This is a genomic window from Streptomyces sp. NPDC005195, assembly GCF_040608315.1.
In the GTDB taxonomy this organism is placed as follows: Bacteria; Actinomycetota; Actinomycetes; order Streptomycetales; family Streptomycetaceae; genus Streptomyces; species Streptomyces kaempferi.
In genome coordinates this window covers 129,895-150,963 of the sequence record NZ_JBEXHZ010000015.1, presented here as the reverse complement: position 1 = coordinate 150,963, position 21,069 = coordinate 129,895, and the positions used below count along the sequence as shown (strand labels likewise).

Below are 21,069 nucleotides of genomic sequence, written 5' to 3'. Positions count from 1 at the left end.
TGTGTGCGTGCGTACATGGCTGATGTGATCCCATGTCCGACCTTCAACCGGGGCTTTCGCCCCTGCGAGGTAACCGCATGCCCAGCGAGTTCTTCATTCCCGACCCCGAGGGTCAGGTTCCCAGCGCCGAGGGGTACTTCGGCGCGTTCGGCGGCAAGTTCATCCCGGAGGCGCTGGTCGCCGCCGTGGACGAGGTCGCCGTCGAGTACGACAAGGCGAAGGCGGATCCCGAGTTCGCGCGTGAACTCGACGATCTCCTCGTCCACTACACGGGACGCCCGAGTGCGCTGACCGAGGTGTCGCGCTTCGCCGAACACGCCGGTGGCGCCCGGGTGTTCCTCAAGCGCGAGGACCTCAACCACACCGGCTCCCACAAGATCAACAACGTTCTCGGCCAGGCCCTCCTCACCAGGCGGATGGGCAAGACGCGGGTCATCGCCGAGACCGGGGCGGGGCAGCACGGGGTGGCCACCGCCACCGCCTGTGCGCTGTTCGGCCTCGAGTGCACCATCTACATGGGTGAGATCGACACCCGGCGGCAGGCCCTCAACGTCGCCCGTATGCGGATGCTCGGCGCCGAGGTCATCTCCGTGAAGTCGGGCAGCCGCACCCTCAAGGACGCCATCAACGAGGCGTTCCGGGACTGGGTCGCCAACGTCGACCACACCCACTACCTCTTCGGGACCGTCGCGGGTCCGCACCCCTTCCCGGTCATGGTCCGCGACTTCCACCGGGTGATCGGGGTCGAGGCCCGGCGGCAGATCCTGGAGCGTGCCGGGCGTCTCCCGGACGCCGCCATCGCGTGCGTCGGCGGCGGCTCCAACGCCATCGGGCTCTTCCACGCCTTCATCCCGGACGCCGGTGTGCGCCTCATCGGATGCGAGCCCGCGGGCCACGGCATCGAGACCGGTGAGCACGCCGCGACCCTGACCGCCGGCGAGCCCGGCATCCTGCACGGCTCGCGGTCCTACGTCCTCCAGGACGAGGAGGGACAGATCACCGAGCCCTACTCCATCTCGGCCGGTCTGGACTACCCGGGCATCGGCCCCGAGCACGCCTACCTCAAGGACAGCGGCCGCGGCGAGTACCGCGCGGTCACCGACGACGCGGCCATGCAGGCACTGCGCCTGCTCTCCCGTACCGAGGGCATCATCCCGGCGATCGAGAGCGCCCACGCGCTCGCCGGGGCCCTGGAGGTCGGCAGGGAACTGGGCGAGGGCGGGCTGATCGTCATCAACCTGTCCGGCCGTGGCGACAAGGACATGGACACGGCAGCCCGCTACTTCGGCCTGTACGACGAGGGCGCCGACGCGGCCGTCCCCGCGGACGCGGACAACGAGAACGCCGAGATCGAGGGGGACGCGAAGTGAGCGGCAACATCCGGCTGTTGAGCGACACCCTCGCCGGTGCCAGGGCGGAGGGGCGGTCCGCCCTCATCGCGTACCTGCCGGCCGGCTTCCCGACCGTCGACGGTGGCATCGCGGCGGTCAAGGCCGTCTTCGAGGGCGGTGCGGACGTCGTCGAGGTCGGTCTGCCGCACAGCGACCCGGTCCTCGACGGTCCCGTCATCCAGACCGCCGACGACATCGCCCTGCGTGGCGGAGTCAAGATCGCCGACGTCATGCGGACCGTCCGGGAGGCCTTCGAGGCCACCGGCAAGCCCGTGCTCGTGATGACGTACTGGAATCCGATCGACCGCTACGGCGTCGAGCGCTTCACCGCCGAACTGGCGGAGGCGGGCGGCGCGGGCTGCATCCTGCCCGACCTGCCCGTGCAGGAGTCGGCGCTGTGGCGGGAGCACGCCGAGAAGCACGGGCTCGCGACCGTCTTCGTCGTCGCGCCCAGCAGCAAGGACGCCCGGCTCGCCGAGATCACCGCGGCGGGGTCCGGTTTCGTCTACGCGGCTTCGCTGATGGGCGTCACCGGAACCCGGGAGTCGGTGGGGGCCCAGGCCCAGGACCTGGTGCGGCGCACCAAGGCCACCACCGGTCTGCCGGTCTGTGTCGGCCTCGGTGTCTCCAACGCGGTCCAGGCGGCCGAGGTGGCCGGCTTCGCCGACGGGGTCATCGTCGGCTCGGCCTTCGTGAAGCGGATGCTGGACGCGCCGGACGAGACGGCCGGCCTGGAGGCCGTACGGGCGCTCGCGGGCGAGCTGGCGAAGGGCGTGCGCGGAAGGCTGTGACGGCAGCGGTCCGGACCCGTGACGCGGGACGGCGGTCCGGACCTGTGACGCGGGACGGCGGTCCGGACCCGTGACGGGCGGCCGTCCAGGCACGTAAGGGACAATCCGCTCACTCGAACGGGTGGACCTGGGACCGGGGAGGCGCGCTGCGCCTCCCCGGTTCGTTCTGCCGGATGTGAGCGAGAAGAACCGTGAGGGAAAGAGCACCGCCCGTGAGCGGCTGGCGGTCGAGCGACAGAAGCAGAAGGGTGCGGAGAAGCGCCGCCGGGCGCTGATCGTGGGCGCGTCGGTGGTGTGCGTTCTCGCCCTCGCCGCGGTGGTGGGCGTGCTGGCCGCCGGCGCGGGCAAGGACAAGAAGAACACCGCGGCGGGACCGGCCGTGGCGCCCTCGGGGGCGACCGGCAAGGACGGTCTGGCGATTCCCGTCGGCAAGGACGGCGCCAAGTCGACCCTCACGGTCTGGGAGGACTTCCGCTGCCCGGCGTGCGAGTCCTTCGAGACGGTGTACCGCCCGACGATCCGCCAGTTGGTGGACGCCGGTCAGCTGAAGGTCGAATACCACCTGGTCACGCTGATCGACGGAAACATGGGAGGCAGCGGCTCCCGGCACGCGGCCAACGCGGCGGCCTGCGCCCAGGACGCGGGCAAGTTCGCCGCCTACCACGACGTGCTGTACGCGAACCAGCCCAAGGAGACCGAGGACACGTTCGCGGACAACGGCAAGCTCATCGGGCTGGCGGGCAAGGTCGACGGCCTCGACACCCCGGGCTTTCGCGCGTGCGTCAACGACGGCAGGCACGACAGCTGGGTGACGAAGTCGAACGCGGCCTTCCAGAGCGGCAGCTTCAGTGGCACCCCGACGGTGCTGCTGGGCAGCAAGAACATCTACGCGGACCAGAGCATGACCCCCGCGAAGCTCAAGCAGCTGGTGCAGGCGGAGAACAAGGGCTGAGCCCCGGATCCGCGAGCCCCCCGACCCGTGACGCCCCCGGCCTGCGAAGGGTCCGGGGGCGCTGCCCGTTATGGACCCGTTGCCGAGGCACCCGTCGCGGGTCCCGTCCGGCACGGTAGCGTCGACCCTGCCATGGATATTGCCTACATTCCCAGCCCGTCGCACGGTGTGCTGCACCTCGGCCCCATTCCGCTGCGCGGCTACGCGTTCTGCATCATCATCGGCGTCTTCGTAGCCGTCTGGCTCGGCAACAAGCGCTGGATCGCCCGGGGAGGGCGGGCCGGCACGGTGGCCGACATCGCGGTGTGGGCCGTGCCGTTCGGTCTCGTCGGCGGCCGTCTCTACCACGTGATCACGGACTACGAGCTGTACTTCAGCGAGGGCCGCGACTGGGTGGACGCCTTCAAGGTGTGGCAGGGCGGCCTCGGCATCTGGGGCGCGATCGCGCTCGGTGCGGTGGGCGCGTGGATCGGCTGCCGCCGGCGCGGTATCCCGCTGCCCGCCTGGGCCGACGCGCTCGCGCCCGGCATCGTCTTCGCGCAGGCCATCGGGCGGTGGGGCAACTGGTTCAACCAGGAGCTGTACGGCAAGGCCACGGACCTGCCCTGGGCGCTGCACATCACGTCCGCCACGGACGGGCGGGTGCCGGGGTACTACCACCCGACCTTCCTGTACGAGTCGCTGTGGTGCGTCGGTGTCGGCTTCCTGGTCATCTGGGCCGACCGCCGCTTCACCCTGGGCCACGGACGGGCGTTCGCGCTGTACGTCGCCGCGTACTGCGTCGGCCGCGGCTGGATCGAGTACATGCGCGTGGACGACGCCCACCACTTCCTGGGCCTGCGTCTCAACGACTGGACCGCGATGGTGGTCTTCGTGCTCGCGGTGACCTACATCGTGGTGTCGGCCCGGCTGCGGCCCGGTCGTGAGGAGATCGTCGAGCCGGGTGCGGACGCCTCCGGCGAGGACGAGGGCGACGGTGAGGCCGGGGCCGGGGCTTCGGTCGGCCTGGACAAGAAGTCCGGCGAGAAGTCGGACGAGAAGTCCGGCGAGAAGGCCGGGACGAAGGCCGAGAAGAAGACCGACGGCGAGTCGGGCGGGAAGAACGGCGTCGACGAGAAGGCCGACGAGAAGGCCGCAGGCGAGGGTGCCGGCGACGCGGACGCGGAGCCCGGCGCGGGTGCGACGTCCGGGGTCTCGGCCGACGCCGGGGCCGCGGAGGCGTCCGCGGATTCCGCCGGCGCCGTGAAGAGCGAGGCGGAGTCGGCCAAGAAGGGCTGACGACCGGGTACACCGAGGGGGCGCCGCGTCCGACGACGCGGCGCCCCCTCCGTCATGCGGTCAGGGCGTCGCGCCGGGCCAGCGCCAGAGTGCGGCGGGCGCACGCCACGACCGCCGCGTCCACGAAACGGCCGTCGGGCAGGGCCTGGGCCCCGGGCTCGATGCCGGCCGCCTCGACGACGGCCTCGGCGCTCTCCACCTCGGCCGGTGTCGGAAGGTAGGCGCGTTCGATCACCGGGAGCTGGCGCGGGTGGATGGCCGCACGGCCGAGGAAGCCGAGGGTGCGCCCGTGGGCGCAGGAGGCCGCCAGCCCCTCCAGGTCCCGGATGTCGGGGTGGATGGACTGCACGGGGGGTGGGAGTCCGGCGGCCCGGGCGGCGAGCACGATCCGGGCACGGGACCAGTCCAGGCCCGCGTCCTCACGTACGCCCAGGTCGGCCCGGAGATCCGCCTCGCCGAGCCCGATGCCGCGCACGGTCGGGTGGGCCGAGGCGATGGCGAAGGCGTGTTCGACGCCGAGGGCCGTTTCCAGCAGGGCGTACAGCGGGATCCCGCTGCCCTCGGCGGACACGGCGTGCTCCGCGACGTGGACGACGTCGGTGGACGAGGCCACTTTGGGCAGCCGCAGGCCGGAGAGGCCCGGGAGCGGGGAGAGCGTCTTCAGGTCGGCCTCGGCCAGGGGGCCGTCCAGCGTGTTCACCCGGACGTGGACCGGGACCGGGGGAGGGTCCGAGAGCAGTTCCGCGGTGGCGTCGCGGGCATACTCCTTGCGGTCCGGCGCGACCGCGTCCTCCAGATCGATCAGGACGATGTCCGCGCCCGAGGCGAGGGCCTTGACGACCACGTCCGGACGGTCTCCGGGGGCGTACAGCCAGGTGAGCGGGAAGGCCGGGTTCGTCACAGGGCGCCTTCCGATCTGAGGGCCGTGATCTCGGTGCCGGACAGTCCGAGCTCGGTGAGGACGGCGTCCGTGTCGGCGCCGTGCGGCCGGCCCGCCCAGCGGATCGAGCCGGGGGTGGAGGAGAGCCGGAACAGGACGTTCTGCATGCGCAGGGGACCGAGTTCCGGGTCGGCGACGGTGGTGATCGTGTCCAGCGCCTCGTACTGGGCGTCCTCCATGACATCGGTGACGTCCTGGATCGGGGCCGCCGCCGCCTCCGCCTTCTCGAAGGCCTCCAGCACCTCCGCACGGTCGCGGCGGGCGATCCAGGCGCCCACCGCCTCGTCGAGGACGTCCGCGTGGAGTGCCCGGTCGGCCCCGGTCGCGAACCAGGGTTCGTCGATCAGGTCCGGGCGTCCGACCAGCCGCATCACCCGCTCGGCGATCGACTGCGCCGAGGTCGAGACGGCGACCCACGATCCGTCCGCCGTGCGGTAGGTGTTGCGGGGCGCGTTGTTCGCGGACCGGTTGCCGGTGCGGGGCTGGACGTGGCCGAGCTGGTCGTACCAGAGCGGCTGCGGGCCCAGCACGGTGAGGATGGGCTCGATGATCGCCATGTCGACCACCTGGCCGAGGCCCGAGGTCTCGCGGGCGCGCAGGGCGGTCATCACGGCGTACGCCGTCGTCAGCCCCGCGATCGAGTCGGCCAGGCCGAAAGGGGGCAGGACCGGGGGTGTGCCGGGTTCGCCGGTGATCGCCGCGAAGCCGCTCATGGCCTCCGCGAGCGTGCCGAAGCCGGGGCGGTGCGCGTAGGGGCCGAACTGGCCGAAGGCGGTGACGCGGGCGAGTACGAGCCGGGGGTTGGCGGCCGACAGTTCCTCCCAGCCCAGGTCCCATTTCTCCAGGGTGCCGGGGCGGAAGTTCTCGATGATCACGTCGGCCTCCGCGGCGAGCCGCAGCAGGGTGGCGCGGCCACCGCGTTTCGACAGGTCGAGGGTGATCGCGCGCTTGTTGCGGCCGAGGAGTTTCCACCACAGGCCGATCCCGTCCTTCGACGGGCCGTGGCCCCGGGACGGGTCGGGCTTGGCCGGGTGCTCGACCTTGACGACCTCGGCGCCGAAGTCGCCGAGCAGGGTGGCGGCGAGCGGTCCGGCGAAGAGGGTGGCGAGGTCGAGGACGCGCAATCCGGTGAGCGGGCCGGGCCCGGGGCGCGCGCTCATGACGTGGACTGCGCGTGGTGTGCGTGCGACGCGGCCTCGGCGTCGATCTCGGAGCGGAACGGCATCGAGGACGTGGCCCCGATCCGCTGGACCGACAGCGCGGCGGCGGCCGACGCCCAGGCGAGGGCCTCGGGCATCGGCCGGCCCTCCGCGAGCGCGACCGCGAGGGTGCCGACGAAGGTGTCACCCGCGCCGGTCGAGTCCACGGCGCTGACGCGGGGCGCGGGGACCGTGAGGGGGGCGGCGCCCCGGGCCGCGTACAGGCTGCCCGCGGCACCCAGGGTGACGACGACCTCCGGCACCAGGTCGAGCAGCGCGGTGGCGGCCTCGCGGGGATCGGGGGTGCCGGTCAGCGCGGCGGCCTCGTACTCGTTGGGCACCAGCAGGTCGATGGAGGCGAGGAGCTGGGACGGCAGGGGTTGCGCGGGGGATGGGGTCAGAAGGGTGCGGACGCCGTGGCGGCGGGCCGCCTCGGCGCCCGCGACGACGGCGGCGAGCGGGATCTCCAGCTGGAGCAGGAGCGCGTCGGCGGTGGTGATGAGGCCCTCGTCACCGGGGGCGAGGTGGTCGACGGTGCCGTTGGCGCCGGGGATGACGACGATCGCGTTGCCGCCCTCGTCGTCCACCACGATGTGCGCGGTGCCGGAGGGGCCCTCGGTGGTGCGCAGGTGGTCGGTGTCCACGCCGGAGTGCTCCAGGGCGGAGCGGAGCTGGGAGCCGAAGGAGTCGACGCCGACCGCGCCGATCAACGTGACGTCGGCGCCCGCGTGGGCCGCGGCGACCGCCTGGTTGGCGCCCTTGCCGCCGGGGATCGTACGGAACTCCCGTCCCGTCACGGTCTCACCGCGCTGGGGGGCCTTGGCGACGTACGTGACGAGGTCCATGTTCGTGCTGCCGAGCACGGCGATATGGGTCATGGGTGACGGGTCTCCCGGTGCGTGAGCTGGGCGAGGGTGTCGAAGCCGATGCCGTTGAAGTCGGCGAGGGAGGTGGCCAGGCGGTTCTTGAGCGGGGTGGTCCAGCGCTCCGGCAGGGCGGCGGGGGCGCCGGCGAGCAGGCCCGCGACGCTGCCCGCCGTGGCGCCGTTGGAGTCGGTGTCCCAGCCGCCGGACACCGCGCGGCAGACGGATCCGCCGAAGTCGCCGTCCGCGTGGGTGAGGGCGGCCGCGATCAGGGCGGTGTTGGGGAGGGCGTGCACCCAGTGGTAGTCGCCGTAGGTGGTGTGCAGGACGTCGACGACCTTCTCGAAGTCGACGGTCGAGTGGGCGAGCCGGACGGCGTGGTGGACCGCCTTCGCCAGCCGGGAGGCGGGGGGTACGACGGTCAGGCCGGTGCGCAGGCAGGCGTGGATGTCGCTGTGGCCGGTGGCGGCCTCGGCGATGGTGGCGGCGGTGAACATGGCGGCGTACACGCCGTTCGCGGTGTGGGTGAGGGTGGCGTCGCGGTGGGCCTGTGCCGCGGCGGCGGCCGGGTCGCCGGGGTTCGTCCAGCCGTGGACGTCCGCGCGGATGAGGGCGCCGATCCATTCGCGGAAGGGGTTGCGGTGGTGGGCCGTGTGCGGGGGTTCGACGCCGGCGAGGAGGTTGCGGTAGGCGACGCGTTCCGCGGTGAAGGTGCGGCCGGCGGGGAGTTCGTCCAGCCAGAGGCGGGCCACGTCCGCGGTGGTGAACCTCCTGCCGTGGCGCTGGAGCAACAGCAGGTTGAGGAGGGGGTAGTTGAGGTCGTCGTCCTCGGGCATGCCGTCGATGTTCTCGGCGAGCGAGGTGGACGCCGAGCGCCTGTTCCAGGGGTACGCCTCGGTCAGTTCCGTGGGCAGGCCGCGGGCCGTGAACCAGGTGTGGAGGGGCCAGTTCCCGGTGGCCTTCGCCAGGGCGCGGAGGCCGTGGAGGGGGAGTTTCTCGACGGGTTTGCCCAGCAGGCAGCCCGCGGCCCGGCCCAGCCACGCGGCCTCCAGGCGGGGTACGGCGACGGCCGCGGAGGCGCCCGGGACCTTGGGCGCGGCGGTGGGTGTGCCGCCGTCGCCGACGTCCGGCGGGTCGGGCTGCCGTGCGGGCCAGTCCGGGCAGCGGGTCATGATCGAGGCCAGGTCCGTCGGCTCATGTTCCGCCAACTCGCCTGGGAGGTCGGCGAGTTCGTCCAGCAGATCGGTCGCGAGGGCCCGCAGGTACGGTGAGGCGGGAGTGGCGGAGGCGCCGGCCCGCAGAGGGGCCCGGGGGCCGCCGGCCGCATGCCAGCGTGCCGCGACCGGATCGGCTTCGCGGCCGTCCTGGGCGGCTTGGTGGAGCTCGTGCCCGAGCAGGTCCTCGGGCTGGACCCAGGTCAGTCGGAGCATGGGAGCCCCGCAAGCGCGGCGTACGCCGCCTCGTGCGCGCGCCGGCGGTGTACGTCCCGGTGGAAGATCTCGCGGGTCACCTCCGCGAGGGCCGTCGCCGGGGCGTGCAGGTCGAGACGGCTCGACTCCTCGACCGTCTTGGCCCAGTCGCGCGGGACCTCGGAGCCGAGCGCGCCGGCGAGGGCCCCGGCCATCGTGGCGATGGAGTCGCAGTCGCGGCCGTAGTTCACCGAACCGAGGACCGCGTGCCGGAAGTCGCCGCCGGAGACGAGCAGCATGCCGAGCGCGACGGGGAGTTCCTCGATGGAGTGCAGACGGGAGGGGCGGCGGGCACCGAGCGACGGGGCGCGGTAGTCCGGTCCCACCGTGTCGTAGGGGGCCACCGCCTCCCGCAGCGGGCGCAGCGCCGACTCGAAGTCCGAATGCCGGGCGGCGACTTCGCAGACCGCCTCGATCGCGTCCCGGGTGCCGTCCTTGGCCAGCGCCAGGCAGGCCGTGACGACCGAGTCCGGGGTCGCCCCCGGCGTGCAGGCCGCGGCCACCCCCGCCGCCAGCACGCCCGCCGCCTCCCTGCCGTAGGAGGACTGGTGCGCGCCCGCGACGTCCAGCGCCTCGGTGTACGCGCCCGCCGGGTTGGCCGCGTTCACCAGTCCGACCGGTGCCATGTACATCGCGGCGCCGCAGTTGACGATGTTGCCCGCGCCCGCCTCCCGGGGGTCCACATGGCCGTAGTGGAGCCTGGCGACCAGCCACTTCTCGGCGAGGAAGATCCGCTGGAGGGGGAGCGCCTCCGCCTCCAGTTCCGGGATCCAGCGGGGTGCCGTCATCAGGTCGGGGACCAGGTGTCCGGCGACGGCGTAGGCGTCGAGGTGGTCGCGGACCGTGGTGTACACGCGAATCAGCGCGTGGGTCATCAGGGTGTCGTCGGTGACGTGTCCGTCGCCCTTGTGGTACGGGGCGATGGGGCGGGCGGTGCGCCAGGCGTCGCCGTTCCAGGGGCCGACGACGCCGTGCACGCGACCGCCGTGCCGTTCGGTGATCTGTTCGGGGGTGTAGCCCTCGACGGGGCCGCCGAGCGCGTCGCCGACGGCGGCTCCGACGAGGGCTCCCGTGATCCGTTCGTCGAGGGTTCCCATTTCTACATTTTTGGGCGTCATGCCCGAATCATCCCTCTGGGAGGGCCAGTTCCGTCGCTTCGAGCAGATCGGCGAGTCCGACGAGATCCGTACCGGTGAGGCGGGGAAGCGCGCAGCCCGAGAGGATCCGGCAGGCGTCGCGCCAGGTGGCCGGGATCGCGGCGCCGCCGCCGAGCGCGCCGGTCAGCGCCCCCGCCAGGGCCGGGGCGGAGTCGGCGACACGGGAGAGGCAGGCGGCGGCGGGCACCGCCTCCGCGATCCGGCCGCGCGCCGCGGTCGCGAGGGCCAGGGCGACCGGAACGGTTTCCGCCGCCGCGACGCCGTAGCTGTAGACGTGGTCGACGATCTGGTGTTCCAGGAGGGGGACCAGGGCGAAGGTGCCCTCACTGTCGCGGGCGAGCCGCAGCGCGTGGCGCGCGTTGCGGCCGATCTCGGTCTCCCTGGGCAGTTCGGCGAGGGCGGCTTCCGCGCAGGCCTCGACGTCGGCCCCGGCGAGGGCGAGCGCGAGGGCGGCGGCCATGGCGCGGGCGCCGTGCACGCCGTCACCGTCCTGGGTGTAGCGGGCGTCGAACTCGGCCAGTTCCGCGGCGAGCGTGGCATCGCCCGGGTGGGCGATGGCGAGCACACAGGCCCGTACGCAGGCCGCGTCGTCGAAGTAGTGCGGATTGTCGTGGCCGGTGGCGGGCGGCCGCAGACCGGTGGCGAGGTTGCCGAGCCCGGCCCGTACGGAGATCCGGGCGCGCAGCGGCAGCAGCGCGGACTCGACCTCGGGGGCGCGCTCGGCGGCCGCGGCGACCTCGCTGGCGACGGCGTTCCAGGACAGGTCGATGGACGCCCGCATCCGCCGTGCCCGGCTGAGATCGCCGAGCGCGGCGGCGTCGCCGGCCCGCAGCACGGCCTCGGCGGCGAACGCCGCCCACTCGGCGTCGTCCGAGGGGCCGAGCCGCAGGGGCTCCGGTGGCTGGTTCAGGGCGATGGGCACCGGCAGGGTCGTCGTGGCGTTCTGTTCGGCGAACGTGTCCAGTTCCCTGGTCAGCCGCCGTGTCCACTCGGGCATCCGGGCGGCGCGGTGGCGGGCCGCGGGCCAGCCGGCGGCGTCGCCCGCGGCGAGGCCGAGCAGGAGGCCCTCGATACGGCGGAGGCGCGGGCCGGGCGCCGGGTCGGCGACCTCCGTGACGAGGACGTCCGGCGCCGAGGCCGCTCCCGCGCCGGCTTCGTCTCCCACGAGGCCGGGTCTCATGGGCGTACCTCCTGGTCGGCGGTGGCAAGGGCGTGGGCGGTGGCGAGGTCCGCGGTGACGGGGTGGTCCGCGGCGGTGACGGCGTGGGTGGCGGGGGTGGCGGGGGTCCGGTCCATGGTGAGGACGGGGTCGGTGGCGGGGATCTGGTCCATGGTGAGGACGGGGTCCACGGGGAGGGCGGGACTGGTGGCGAGGGCGTGGGGGCCGGGGGTGGCGGCCGGTTCCGGATGCGGGGCCGCTCTCGTGCGGTGCGGATCGCGTGCGTGCCGTCTCCGGTCCCGTGCGGGGGGTGCGTCGTCCGGGCCGGGCTTCCGTACGGGGAGCGCGCCGTCCGGGACCGGCTCCCGTGCGGCACCCGACCGCCACTTTCTGTCGTCCCCGGGGGTCAGCAGTTCCGCCACGTCCAGTACGTGGTGGCCCTCCATCGAGGGGAGGCAGCTGCCGCGCGCCGGACCGATGGCCGCCGCCCACGCGGCCGGGATCGCGCGGGCGCCCCGGGTCGCCCCGGCCAGCGCTCCCGCCACCGCCGCCGTGGTGTCGGCGTCGCGGCCCATGTTGACGGCGGTGAGGACGGACTCGGTGAAGTCGCCGTCGGCGGCGGCGTACGCGCCGAAGGCCAGGGCGACGGCCTCGGGGGCCAGGTCCGTCCAGGGGTAACCGCCGATGACGACCGCCGAACGCACCGCTCGTTCGCCTCGGTGCGCGACCGCGATCGCGCGGCGCAGCGAGCGGGCCGTCCAGGAGTCGTCCGGGATCACCGCGAGCGCGGAGGCGGCCACGGCGATCGTCGAGGCGCCCGCCATCGCCGCCGCGACACCTGCCGCGACCGCCTGGCCGCCGTAGATGCCCTCGCCGTCGTGGCTCACCGAACCGTCGATCGCCACCAGGCGCGCGGCCTCCGCGGGACGCCCCGCCGCGAACACGCCGAAAGGCGCCGCGCGCATCGCCAGGCCGTCGCTCCAGGCGTGCCGGTGCTGGGCCGAGATGGGGGCCGCCAGTCCCCGGCGGAGGTTCTCCAGGGTGCCGCGCTCGCTGAAGCCGGCGCCGCGGAACGGTCCCTCGTCACGGTCCGCGATCCACTCGTGCCAGGCCGCCTCGACGTGCGCCACGGTGAGCGCCGAGCCGTGCCGGGCCAGCAGCAGTCCGGAGAAGATCGCGTACTCCGTGTCGTCCGTGCCGGCCGGATGCTCGGCGACGTAGCCCGTGATCCGGCCCCACTTCGCGCGGATCTCCGACGGCCGCATGTTCTCGGCGGGCGCGCCCAGCGCGTCCCCTACGGCGAGTCCGAGCAGCGCGCCTCGTGCCCGTTCGCGCAGACCGGTGGCGTCCCCGGGCGCCGGGACGGAGGGGATGCAGGCGATGGAAGCCATTCGGTGCCACTCCTCTCAGGGCCCAGAGCCCTTTGGGGATGTGTCCCACCGGAGGAGGCGCGCAGAGCCTCGCACGGCCCCGTATTCACCCGGTCGACATCTGTGCGGGACCATCCACGGATGAGCGAGAAAGGGTAAAGGCGCAGGTTAGCCGAGCCTTTCCTTGCTGGCGGGGAGGAAATTCCAGGCGTACTTTTGGGGTTGTCGAAAAGTAGAAACAGTCCAATCGCGCGTTCTGGGGGACCCGTATGTCCATCATCGAGACCGAAGCCGCGCTGCATGAGGCGCACCGGGACAACCACACCCACCGTGATGTGAACGGTGGCTGGCTGCGCCCCGCGGTCTTCGGCGCGATGGACGGGCTCGTCTCCAACCTCGCCCTGATGACCGGTGTCGCCGGCGGGTCCGTCTCCCATCGGACGATCGTCATCACCGGCCTCGTGGGCCTGGCCGCCGGAGCCTTCTCCATGGCCGCCGGCGAGTACACCTCCGTCGCCTCGCAGCGCGAACTCGTCGAGGCCGAACTCGACGTGGAGCGCCGGGAGCTGAGAAAGCACCCGAAGGACGAGGAGCGTGAGCTCGCCGCGCTCTACGAGACCCGCGGGGTCGAGCCCGCGCTGGCCCGTGAGGTCGCCAGGCAGCTGTCCCGCGACCCCGAGCAGGCCCTGGAGATCCACGCGCGCGAGGAGCTGGGCATAGACCCCGGCGACCTGCCCTCGCCCACGGTCGCCGCCGTGTCGAGCTTCGGCTCCTTCGCCCTGGGTGCCCTGCTGCCCCTGCTCCCGTACCTGCTCGGCGCGACCGTCCTGTGGCCCGCGCTGCTGCTCGCGGGGACCGGGCTCTTCGCGTGCGGCGCCGTCGTGGCCCGGGTGACGGCGCGGTCCTGGCTGTACAGCGGAATCCGGCAGCTCGCACTCGGGGGTGCCGCGGCGGGTGTGACGTACGTCCTGGGCAGTCTGTTCGGTACCGCCGTAGGATGATGTATGGCGGAGCTATGCAAAGGACTGCATAAGTAGCCGGTTACTCGCTGGTTTCGAATAGTTAACCACTGGGCATGAGCCGTAAGCGCTGCGGGCAATGAAGCCTGCTCCGCACCACCGTGGCGGGCGACGTCGCCTGCCGCGCTTCCGGCCCCACGGACACCGATCTGTCCCCCTGGGTCCCCTTACCTCCAGTGCCGTGCGCGGTACCCCCCGCCGCGACCCCCGGTGTCCGCATGTTGGAACGCAGTATCCGGTTCCCGAGAACCGCTCCATCATGTAACCTGCACGAAATTTTGCATCCCCCCAGCAGAGGGCCAACGTCGTCCCTCGGCACACGCTCCCCCAGACGCCTTCGAAGCGCTGGGAGGTGCCCCCAGCCACGACGACGACGGGAGAGCCGATGCGTTCGCCGCGCCAGCCGTCCCAGCACTCCACGCATGGCCAGAACTGGTCCTTCATGGATGCTCGCCCTGCTGCTCAGGGTATGTACGACCCCCGCAACGAGCACGACGCCTGCGGCGTCGGCTTCGTGGCCACCCTCACCGGCGAGGCGAGCTACGCGCTGGTCGAGCAGGCGCTCACCGTGCTGCGCAACCTGGAACACCGTGGTGCCACCGGCGCCGAGCCCGACTCGGGCGACGGCGCGGGCATCCTGTCCCAGGTCCCGGACGCGTTCCTCCGCGAGGTGGCCGGATTCGAGCTGCCCGGGGCCGGTGCCTACGCGGTCGGCATCGCCTTCCTTCCCGGCGACGGCACCGAGGACGCCGTCTCACGGATCGAGACGATCGCCGCCGAAGAGAACCTGACCGTCGTCGGCTGGCGCCAGGTACCCGTCGCCCCCGGACTCCTCGGCGCGACCGCCCGCTCCACGATGCCCGTCTTCCGCCAGATCTTCGTGACCGACGGCGTCAGCGAGGGCATCGACCTCGACCGCAAGGCGTTCGTGCTGCGCAAGCGCGCCGAACGCGAGGCCGGCGTCTACTTCCCGTCGCTCTCCGCGCGCACCATCGTCTACAAGGGCATGCTGACCACCGGCCAGCTCGAACCCTTCTTCCCGGACCTGTCCGACCGCCGCTTCGCCTCCGCGATCGCGCTCGTGCACTCCCGGTTCTCCACCAACACCTTCCCGAGCTGGCCGCTCGCCCACCCGTACCGCTTCGTCGCGCACAACGGCGAGATCAACACGGTCAAGGGCAACCGCAACTGGATGAAGGCCCGCGAGTCCCAGCTGGTCTCCGACCTGTTCGGCGACAAGGGCCTGGAGCGGATCTTCCCCGTCTGCACGCCGGACGCCTCCGACTCGGCCTCCTTCGACGAGGTGCTCGAACTCCTCCACCTCGGCGGCCGCTCGCTCCCGCACTCCGTGCTGATGATGATCCCCGAGGCGTGGGAGAACCACGCCTCCATGGACCCGGCCCGGCGCGCCTTCTACCAGTTCCACTCCACGATGATGGAGCCCTGGGACGGCCCGGCCTGCGTCACCTTCACCGACGGCACCCAGGTCGGCGCGGTCCTCGACCGCAACGGTCTGCGCCCCGGCCGCTACTGGGTCACCGACGACGGCCTCGTCGTCCTCGGCTCAGAGGTCGGCGTCCTCGACATCGACCCCGCGAAGGTCGTCCGCAAGGGCCGCCTCCAGCCCGGCCGCATGTTCCTCGTCGACACCGCCGAGCACCGCATCATCGAGGACGACGAGATCAAGGCGGGCCTCGCCGCCGACCTCCCCTACGCGGAGTGGCTGGAGGCCGGCGAGATCGAGCTCTCCGACCTCCCCGAGCGCGAGCACATCGTGCACACCCACGCCTCGGTCACCCGCCGCCAGCAGACCTTCGGCTACACCGAGGAGGAGCTGCGGATCATCCTCGCGCCGATGGCCGCCGCCGGCGCCGAGCCGATCGGCTCGATGGGCACGGACACGCCGATCGCCGCCCTGTCGCAGCGCCCCCGCCTCCTCTTCGACTACTTCACCCAGCTCTTCGCGCAGGTCACCAACCCGCCGCTGGACGCGATCCGTGAAGAGCTGGTCACCTCCCTGCGCTCCTCACTCGGTCCCGCGGGCAATCTCCTGGAGCCCACGGCCGCCTCCTGTCGCAGCGTCACCCTGCCCTTCCCGGTGATCGACAACGACGAGCTGGCCAAGCTCATCCACATCAACGCCGACGGCGACATGCCCGGCATGAAGGCCGCCACGCTCTCCGGCCTCTACCGCGTCTCCGGCGGCGGCGACTCGCTGGCCGCGCGGATCGAGGAGATCTGCTCCGAGACCGACGCCGCCATAGACAACGGCGCCCGCCTGATCGTGCTCTCGGACCGGCACTCGGACGCCGAGCACGCCCCGATCCCCTCGCTGCTGCTGACCGCGGCCGTCCACCACCACCTCATCCGTACCAAGCAGCGCACCCAGGTGGGTCTGCTGGTCGAGGCGGGCGACGTCCGCGAGGTCCACCACGTGGCCCTCCTCATCGGCTTCGGCGCCGCCGCGGTCAACCCGTACCTGGCGATGGAGTCGGTCGAGGACCTGGTCCGCGCCGGCACCTTCCTGCGGGGCATCGAGGCCGAGCAGGCCATCCGCAACCTGATCTACGCGCTCGGCAAGGGCGTCCTCAAGGTCATGTCCAAGATGGGCATCTCCACCGTCGCCTCCTACCGCGGCGCGCAGGTCTTCGAGGCCGTCGGGCTGGACGCCGAGTTCGTCGGCAGGTACTTCAGCGGCACCGCGACGAAGATCGGCGGCGCCGGTCTCGACGTCATCGCCAAGGAGGTCGCCGCCCGGCACGCCAAGGCCTACCCGGCCTCCGGCATCGCGCCCGCGCACCGCGCCCTCGACATAGGCGGCGAGTACCAGTGGCGCCGCGAGGGCGAGCCGCACCTGTTCGACCCGGAGACGGTCTTCCGCCTCCAGCACTCGACGCGCTCCGGCGACTACGACATCTTCAAGAAGTACACGGACCGGGTGAACGAGCAGTCCGAGCGCCTGATGACGCTCCGCGGCCTGTTCGGCTTCACCTCCGGCCGCGCGTCGATCCCGGTCGACGAGGTCGAGCCCGTCAGCGAGATCGTCAAGCGCTTCTCCACCGGCGCCATGTCGTACGGCTCCATCTCCAAGGAGGCGCACGAGACCCTCGCCATCGCCATGAACCAGCTGGGCGGCAAGTCCAACACCGGCGAGGGCGGCGAGGACGCGGACCGGCTGTACGACCCGGCGCGCCGCTCGTCCATCAAGCAGGTCGCCTCCGGCCGCTTCGGTGTGACGTCGGAGTACCTGGTCAACGCCGACGACATCCAGATCAAGATGGCGCAGGGCGCCAAGCCCGGCGAGGGCGGCCAGCTGCCCGGCCACAAGGTGTACCCCTGGGTCGCCAAGACCCGGCACAGCACCCCCGGCGTGGGCCTCATCTCCCCGCCGCCGCACCACGACATCTACTCCATCGAGGACCTGGCCCAGCTGATCCACGACCTCAAGAACGCCAACCCGCAGGCCCGCATCCACGTGAAGCTGGTCTCCGAGGTCGGCGTCGGCACGGTCGCGGCGGGTGTCTCCAAAGCCCACGCGGACGTGGTCCTCATCTCCGGCCACGACGGCGGCACCGGCGCCTCCCCGCTCACCTCGCTCAAGCACGCGGGCGGCCCCTGGGAGCTCGGTCTCGCCGAGACCCAGCAGACCCTGCTGCTCAACGGCCTGCGCGACCGCATCGTCGTCCAGACCGACGGCCAGCTGAAGACCGGCCGCGACGTCGTCATCGCCGCGCTGCTCGGCGCCGAGGAGTTCGGTTTCGCGACCGCGCCGCTCGTCGTCTCCGGCTGCGTCATGATGCGCGTCTGCCACCTGGACACCTGCCCGGTCGGCATCGCCACCCAGAACCCGGTACTGCGTGACCGGTTCGCCGGCAAGGCCGAGTACATCGTGAACTTCTTCAAGTTCATCGCCGAAGAGGTCCGCGAGATCCTCGCCGAGCTGGGCTTCCGCACCATCGAGGAGGCCGTCGGCCACGCCGAGCACCTCGACGTCACCCGGGCCGTCGACCACTGGAAGGCGCAGGGCCTGGACCTGTCCCCGCTCTTCCACGTGCCCGAGCTGCCCGAGGGCGCGGTGCGCCACCAGGTCATCGCGCAGGACCACGGCCTGGAGAAGGCTCTCGACAACGAGCTGATCAAGCTTGCCGCCGACGCCCTGGCCGCCAACTCCCAGGCCGACGCCCAGCCGGTCCGCGCCCAGGTCGCGATCCGCAACATCAACCGCACGGTCGGCACCATGCTCGGCCACGAGGTGACGAAGAAGTTCGGCGGCGCGGGCCTGCCCGACGACACCATCGACATTACCTTCACGGGATCGGCGGGCCAGTCCTTCGGCGCCTTCCTGCCGCGCGGCGTCACCCTGCGCCTGGAGGGCGACGCCAACGACTACGTCGGCAAGGGCCTCTCCGGCGGCCGGATCGTCGTCCGTCCCGACCGGGGCGCCGACCACCTCGCCGAGTACTCGACGATCGCGGGCAACACCATCGCGTACGGCGCGACGGGCGGCGAACTCTTCCTGCGCGGCCGCACCGGCGAGCGCTTCTGCGTCCGCAACTCCGGCGCGACGGTGGTCTCCGAGGGCGTGGGCGACCACGGCTGCGAGTACATGACCGGCGGCCACGCCGTCGTCCTCGGCGAGACGGGACGCAACTTCGCGGCCGGCATGTCCGGCGGCATCGCCTACGTCGTCGACCTCGACCGCGACAACGTCAACGCCGGCAACGCGGGCGCCGTCGAGGAACTCGACGACACCGACAAGCAGTGGCTGCGCGCCGTGGTGCGCCGCCACCAGGAGGAGACCGGCTCGACGGTCGCCGGGAAGCTCCTGGCCGAGTGGGACACCGCGGCCGGCCGCTTCAGCAAGATCATCCCCCGCGCGTACAAGGCAGTGCTCGCCGCCAAGGACGCCGCCGAGCGAGCCGGACTCACCGAGTCCGAGATCACCGAGAAGATGATGGAGGCGGCGACCAATGGCTGATCCCAAGGGCTTTTTGAACCACGGCCGCGAGGTCGCCAGGACCCGCCCCGTCGAGGAACGCGTCAGGGACTGGAACGAGGTCTACGTCCCGGGCGCGCTGCTCCCGATCATCTCCCAGCAGGCCGGCCGCTGCATGGACTGCGGTATCCCGTTCTGCCACAACGGCTGTCCGCTGGGGAACCTGATCCCCGAGTGGAACGACTACGCCTACCGCGAGGACTGGGGGGCCGCGTCCGAGCGTCTGCACGCCACGAACAACTTCCCGGAGTTCACGGGCCGGCTGTGCCCCGCCCCGTGCGAGTCGGCGTGTGTGCTCGGCATCAACCAGCCCGCCGTGACCATCAAGAACGTCGAGGTCTCGATCATCGACAAGGCGTGGGACAGCGGGGACGTCGCCCCGCAGATCCCCCAGCGACTGTCGGGCAAGACCGTCGCGGTCATCGGCTCCGGCCCGTCGGGCCTGGCCGCCGCCCAGCAGCTGACCCGGGCCGGCCACACGGTCGCCGTCTACGAGCGCGCCGACCGCGTCGGCGGCCTGCTGCGCTACGGCATCCCCGAGTTCAAGATGGAGAAGCGGCACATCAACCGCCGTATCGAGCAGATGCGCGCGGAGGGCACCCGCTTCCGCACGGGCATCGAGATCGGCCGCGACCTCAAGGCGACCGACCTGCGCAAGCGGTACGACGCGGTGGTCATCGCCGCCGGTGCCACGACCGCGCGGGACCTGCCGGTGCCCGGCCGCGAACTCAAGGGCATCCACCAGGCCATGGAGTACCTGCCGCTGGCCAACAAGGTCCAGGAGGGCGACTACGTGGCGCCCCCGATCACGGCCGAGGGCAAGCACGTCGTGGTCATCGGCGGCGGCGACACGGGCGCGGACTGTGTGGGCACCGCCCACCGCCAGGGCGCGGCCTCGGTCACGCAGCTCGAGATCATGCCCCGTCCGGGCGAGGAGCGCAGCCCCGGCCAGCCCTGGCCGACGTTCCCCATGCTCTACAAGGTCACCTCCGCGCACGAGGAGGGCGGCGACCGTGTCTACGCGGTCTCCACCACCCACTTCGAGGGCGACGAGGACGGCAACGTCCAGTGGCTGCACCTCTCCGAGGTCGAGTTCGCCGACGGCAGGCTGAACCAGAAGCCCGGCACGGAGCGCAGGATCCCCGCCCAGCTGGTCACCCTGGCGATGGGCTTCACCGGCACCGACGTCGAGAACGGCGTGGTCGCGCAGTTCGGCCTGGAACTGGACGCGCGCGGTAACATCGCCCGCGACGCCGACTTCGCGACCAACGTGCCCGGCGTGTACGTTGCCGGTGACGCGGGCCGCGGCCAGTCCCTGATCGTGTGGGCCATCGCGGAGGGCCGTTCGGCCGCCCGCGGGGTCGACCGCTTCCTGACGGGCGCCAGCGACCTGCCGGCCCCGATCCGCCCCACGGACCGTTCCCTGATGGTCTGACGCTCCACCCCAACAGACGTCCCGTACAAAGGCGTACGGAACTGAACGCGGCGCCCGCCTTGTCCCCGACCGGACTGTGGTGGGCGCCGTGGTGCGTCCCGGCCCGGCCGGCTACCGCGCGACCCTGTACGTCTCCCCGTACACCTTCCACTCGAGCGGTGTGTCCAGGCCGAGGTTGCCGTCGTACAGGAACTTCCGCTGGGCCGTGTCGACGCGGGTCGTGTCGTGGTGGGCGCTCTCGGACTTCATCGTGGTGCGGCGGATGTCCAGGAAGATGTCGAGGTAGGACTTCTCGGAGCCGCCCTCGGCAGGGGTGTCGGCCTGGGCCATGGCGCGTCTGCGCAGCCCGTAGAAGCTGTCGGGGCCGGTGCCCGGGCCGTGCATGACCATCGCGTCGTAGTAGACGAACTGCCCCAGCGTGCCCAGGCCGTCGAGCTTGGCGCGGCGGACCGCGGGATCGAAGTAGACGCGGTCGCGCTCGGCGTCCTGGGCCTTCCGGAAGGCGGCCACCGCGGCCTCCGCGCGCCAGGCCGCCGGGAAGCCCGGGTCGAGTCCCTCGTGGGAGTCGGTGCCGTCGACCCCGCGCAGCGCGGGCAGATAACGGGCGAGGCCGTTGTCCGGGTGGTCCTTCGTGTAGCGCTCGACCAGGACGAGCAGGTCGTGGGTGCCGGTGCAGAAGCCGATAAGGCCCGCCGTGTAACCCTGGCCGTCGCCGATGTCCTGGATGTAGCCGTACGCGCTGCGCCAGTCCAGCGTGGAGTTCTCGGCGCTCGCCACGATCTCCTGGGCCAGCTCCTTCTTGTCCGGCGCGGCGAGGCCGGCGCCTCCCGGCCGCCCGGCGCCCTGCCGGCCAGGGGACCCGGCCGCTTCGCCCGAGCCCGGCAGCCCGGGGACGACGAAGTAGAGCGCCACCGCGACCAGGGGAAGGACCGCGAGCAGAAGGAGACGTGCGCGTTTCATGCCCCCAGCGTAGAGACCGCCGGGACGGACCCGGCCCGGTGTCGCCACGGTCGGCGTTCGCCCCGTGCCCCGTGCCCCGTGCCCCGTGGC

Annotated in this window: 15 protein-coding genes; 7 read left to right on the top strand and 8 right to left on the bottom strand. The window is 72.3% G+C overall.

The annotated features are described in order from the left end of the window. Positions 1 to 77 precede the first annotated feature (77 nt). The 4 genes from trpB (at position 78) to lgt (ending at position 4,412) form a co-directional block, all read left to right on the top strand. A complete protein-coding gene (gene trpB, locus ABZV34_RS18635; protein WP_356277306.1) occupies positions 78 to 1,370 on the top strand; it encodes a tryptophan synthase subunit beta in 1,293 nt (430 codons plus the stop codon). Further along, complete coding sequence (gene trpA, locus ABZV34_RS18630) at positions 1,367 to 2,182, top strand: tryptophan synthase subunit alpha (protein ID WP_356277303.1); 816 nt, start codon at positions 1,367 to 1,369, stop codon at positions 2,180 to 2,182. The genes trpB and trpA overlap by 4 nt, the downstream gene beginning before the upstream one ends. 175 nt (positions 2,183 to 2,357) lie before the next feature. Continuing rightward, positions 2,358 to 3,134: a thioredoxin domain-containing protein gene (locus ABZV34_RS18625; protein ID WP_356277300.1), complete on the top strand. Its 777-nt coding sequence runs from the start codon at positions 2,358 to 2,360 to the stop codon at positions 3,132 to 3,134. A gap of 132 nt (positions 3,135 to 3,266) precedes the next feature. After that, positions 3,267 to 4,412 carry a prolipoprotein diacylglyceryl transferase gene (gene lgt / locus ABZV34_RS18620; protein WP_356277297.1) on the top strand — a complete coding sequence of 382 codons (1,146 nt, stop codon included), beginning with the start codon at positions 3,267 to 3,269 and terminating at the stop codon, positions 4,410 to 4,412. A gap of 52 nt (positions 4,413 to 4,464) precedes the next feature. Here the strand turns inward: lgt and ABZV34_RS18615 are convergent, their stop codons facing one another. The 7 genes from ABZV34_RS18615 to ABZV34_RS18585 are packed head-to-tail and all read right to left on the bottom strand — an operon-like array spanning position 4,465 to position 12,590. Further along, a complete protein-coding gene (locus tag ABZV34_RS18615) occupies positions 4,465 to 5,313 on the bottom strand; it encodes a CoA ester lyase (RefSeq protein WP_356277295.1) in 849 nt (282 codons plus the stop codon). Next, complete coding sequence (locus ABZV34_RS18610) at positions 5,310 to 6,512, bottom strand: CoA transferase (RefSeq protein WP_356277293.1); 1,203 nt, start codon at positions 6,510 to 6,512, stop codon at positions 5,310 to 5,312. The genes ABZV34_RS18615 and ABZV34_RS18610 overlap by 4 nt, the downstream gene beginning before the upstream one ends. Next, the gene (gene rbsK / locus ABZV34_RS18605) at positions 6,509 to 7,429 is read right to left on the bottom strand and encodes a ribokinase (protein ID WP_356277290.1); all 921 of its coding nucleotides are present in this window, start codon (positions 7,427 to 7,429) and stop codon (positions 6,509 to 6,511) included. The genes ABZV34_RS18610 and rbsK overlap by 4 nt, the downstream gene beginning before the upstream one ends. Further along, on the bottom strand, positions 7,426 to 8,844 hold the full coding sequence (locus ABZV34_RS18600; RefSeq protein WP_356277287.1) for an ADP-ribosylglycohydrolase family protein: 1,419 nt from the start codon (positions 8,842 to 8,844) through the stop codon (positions 7,426 to 7,428). The genes rbsK and ABZV34_RS18600 overlap by 4 nt, the downstream gene beginning before the upstream one ends. Continuing rightward, positions 8,832 to 9,980, bottom strand: a complete 1,149-nt coding sequence (locus tag ABZV34_RS18595) for an ADP-ribosylglycohydrolase family protein (RefSeq protein ID WP_356277285.1) — start codon at positions 9,978 to 9,980, stop codon at positions 8,832 to 8,834. The genes ABZV34_RS18600 and ABZV34_RS18595 overlap by 13 nt, the downstream gene beginning before the upstream one ends. 28 nt (positions 9,981 to 10,008) lie before the next feature. Beyond that, positions 10,009 to 11,220, bottom strand: coding sequence for an ADP-ribosylglycohydrolase family protein (locus ABZV34_RS18590; RefSeq protein WP_356277282.1), 1,212 nt, complete (start codon positions 11,218 to 11,220; stop codon positions 10,009 to 10,011). Continuing rightward, complete coding sequence (locus ABZV34_RS18585; RefSeq protein ID WP_356277279.1) at positions 11,217 to 12,590, bottom strand: ADP-ribosylglycohydrolase family protein; 1,374 nt, start codon at positions 12,588 to 12,590, stop codon at positions 11,217 to 11,219. Before ABZV34_RS18585 ends, ABZV34_RS18590 begins: the two co-directional genes overlap by 4 nt. Positions 12,591 to 12,838: 248 nt before the next feature. On the opposite strand from ABZV34_RS18585, the gene ABZV34_RS18580 reads away from it, so the two are divergent. The 3 genes from ABZV34_RS18580 to ABZV34_RS18570 all read left to right on the top strand — a co-directional run bounded on the left by ABZV34_RS18580 (position 12,839) and on the right by ABZV34_RS18570 (position 20,019). Beyond that, positions 12,839 to 13,570, top strand: coding sequence for a VIT1/CCC1 transporter family protein (locus ABZV34_RS18580; protein WP_356277277.1), 732 nt, complete (start codon positions 12,839 to 12,841; stop codon positions 13,568 to 13,570). Between the two features lie 487 nt (positions 13,571 to 14,057). Next, positions 14,058 to 18,566: a glutamate synthase large subunit gene (gene gltB, locus ABZV34_RS18575; RefSeq protein WP_356277350.1), complete on the top strand. Its 4,509-nt coding sequence runs from the start codon at positions 14,058 to 14,060 to the stop codon at positions 18,564 to 18,566. Further along, positions 18,559 to 20,019: a glutamate synthase subunit beta gene (locus ABZV34_RS18570; RefSeq protein WP_356277274.1), complete on the top strand. Its 1,461-nt coding sequence runs from the start codon at positions 18,559 to 18,561 to the stop codon at positions 20,017 to 20,019. The genes gltB and ABZV34_RS18570 overlap by 8 nt, the downstream gene beginning before the upstream one ends. Before the next feature lie 111 nt (positions 20,020 to 20,130). Here the strand turns inward: ABZV34_RS18570 and ABZV34_RS18565 are convergent, their stop codons facing one another. Beyond that, the gene (locus ABZV34_RS18565) at positions 20,131 to 20,979 is read right to left on the bottom strand and encodes a chitosanase (RefSeq protein WP_356277272.1); all 849 of its coding nucleotides are present in this window, start codon (positions 20,977 to 20,979) and stop codon (positions 20,131 to 20,133) included. Positions 20,980 to 21,069 lie beyond the last annotated feature (90 nt).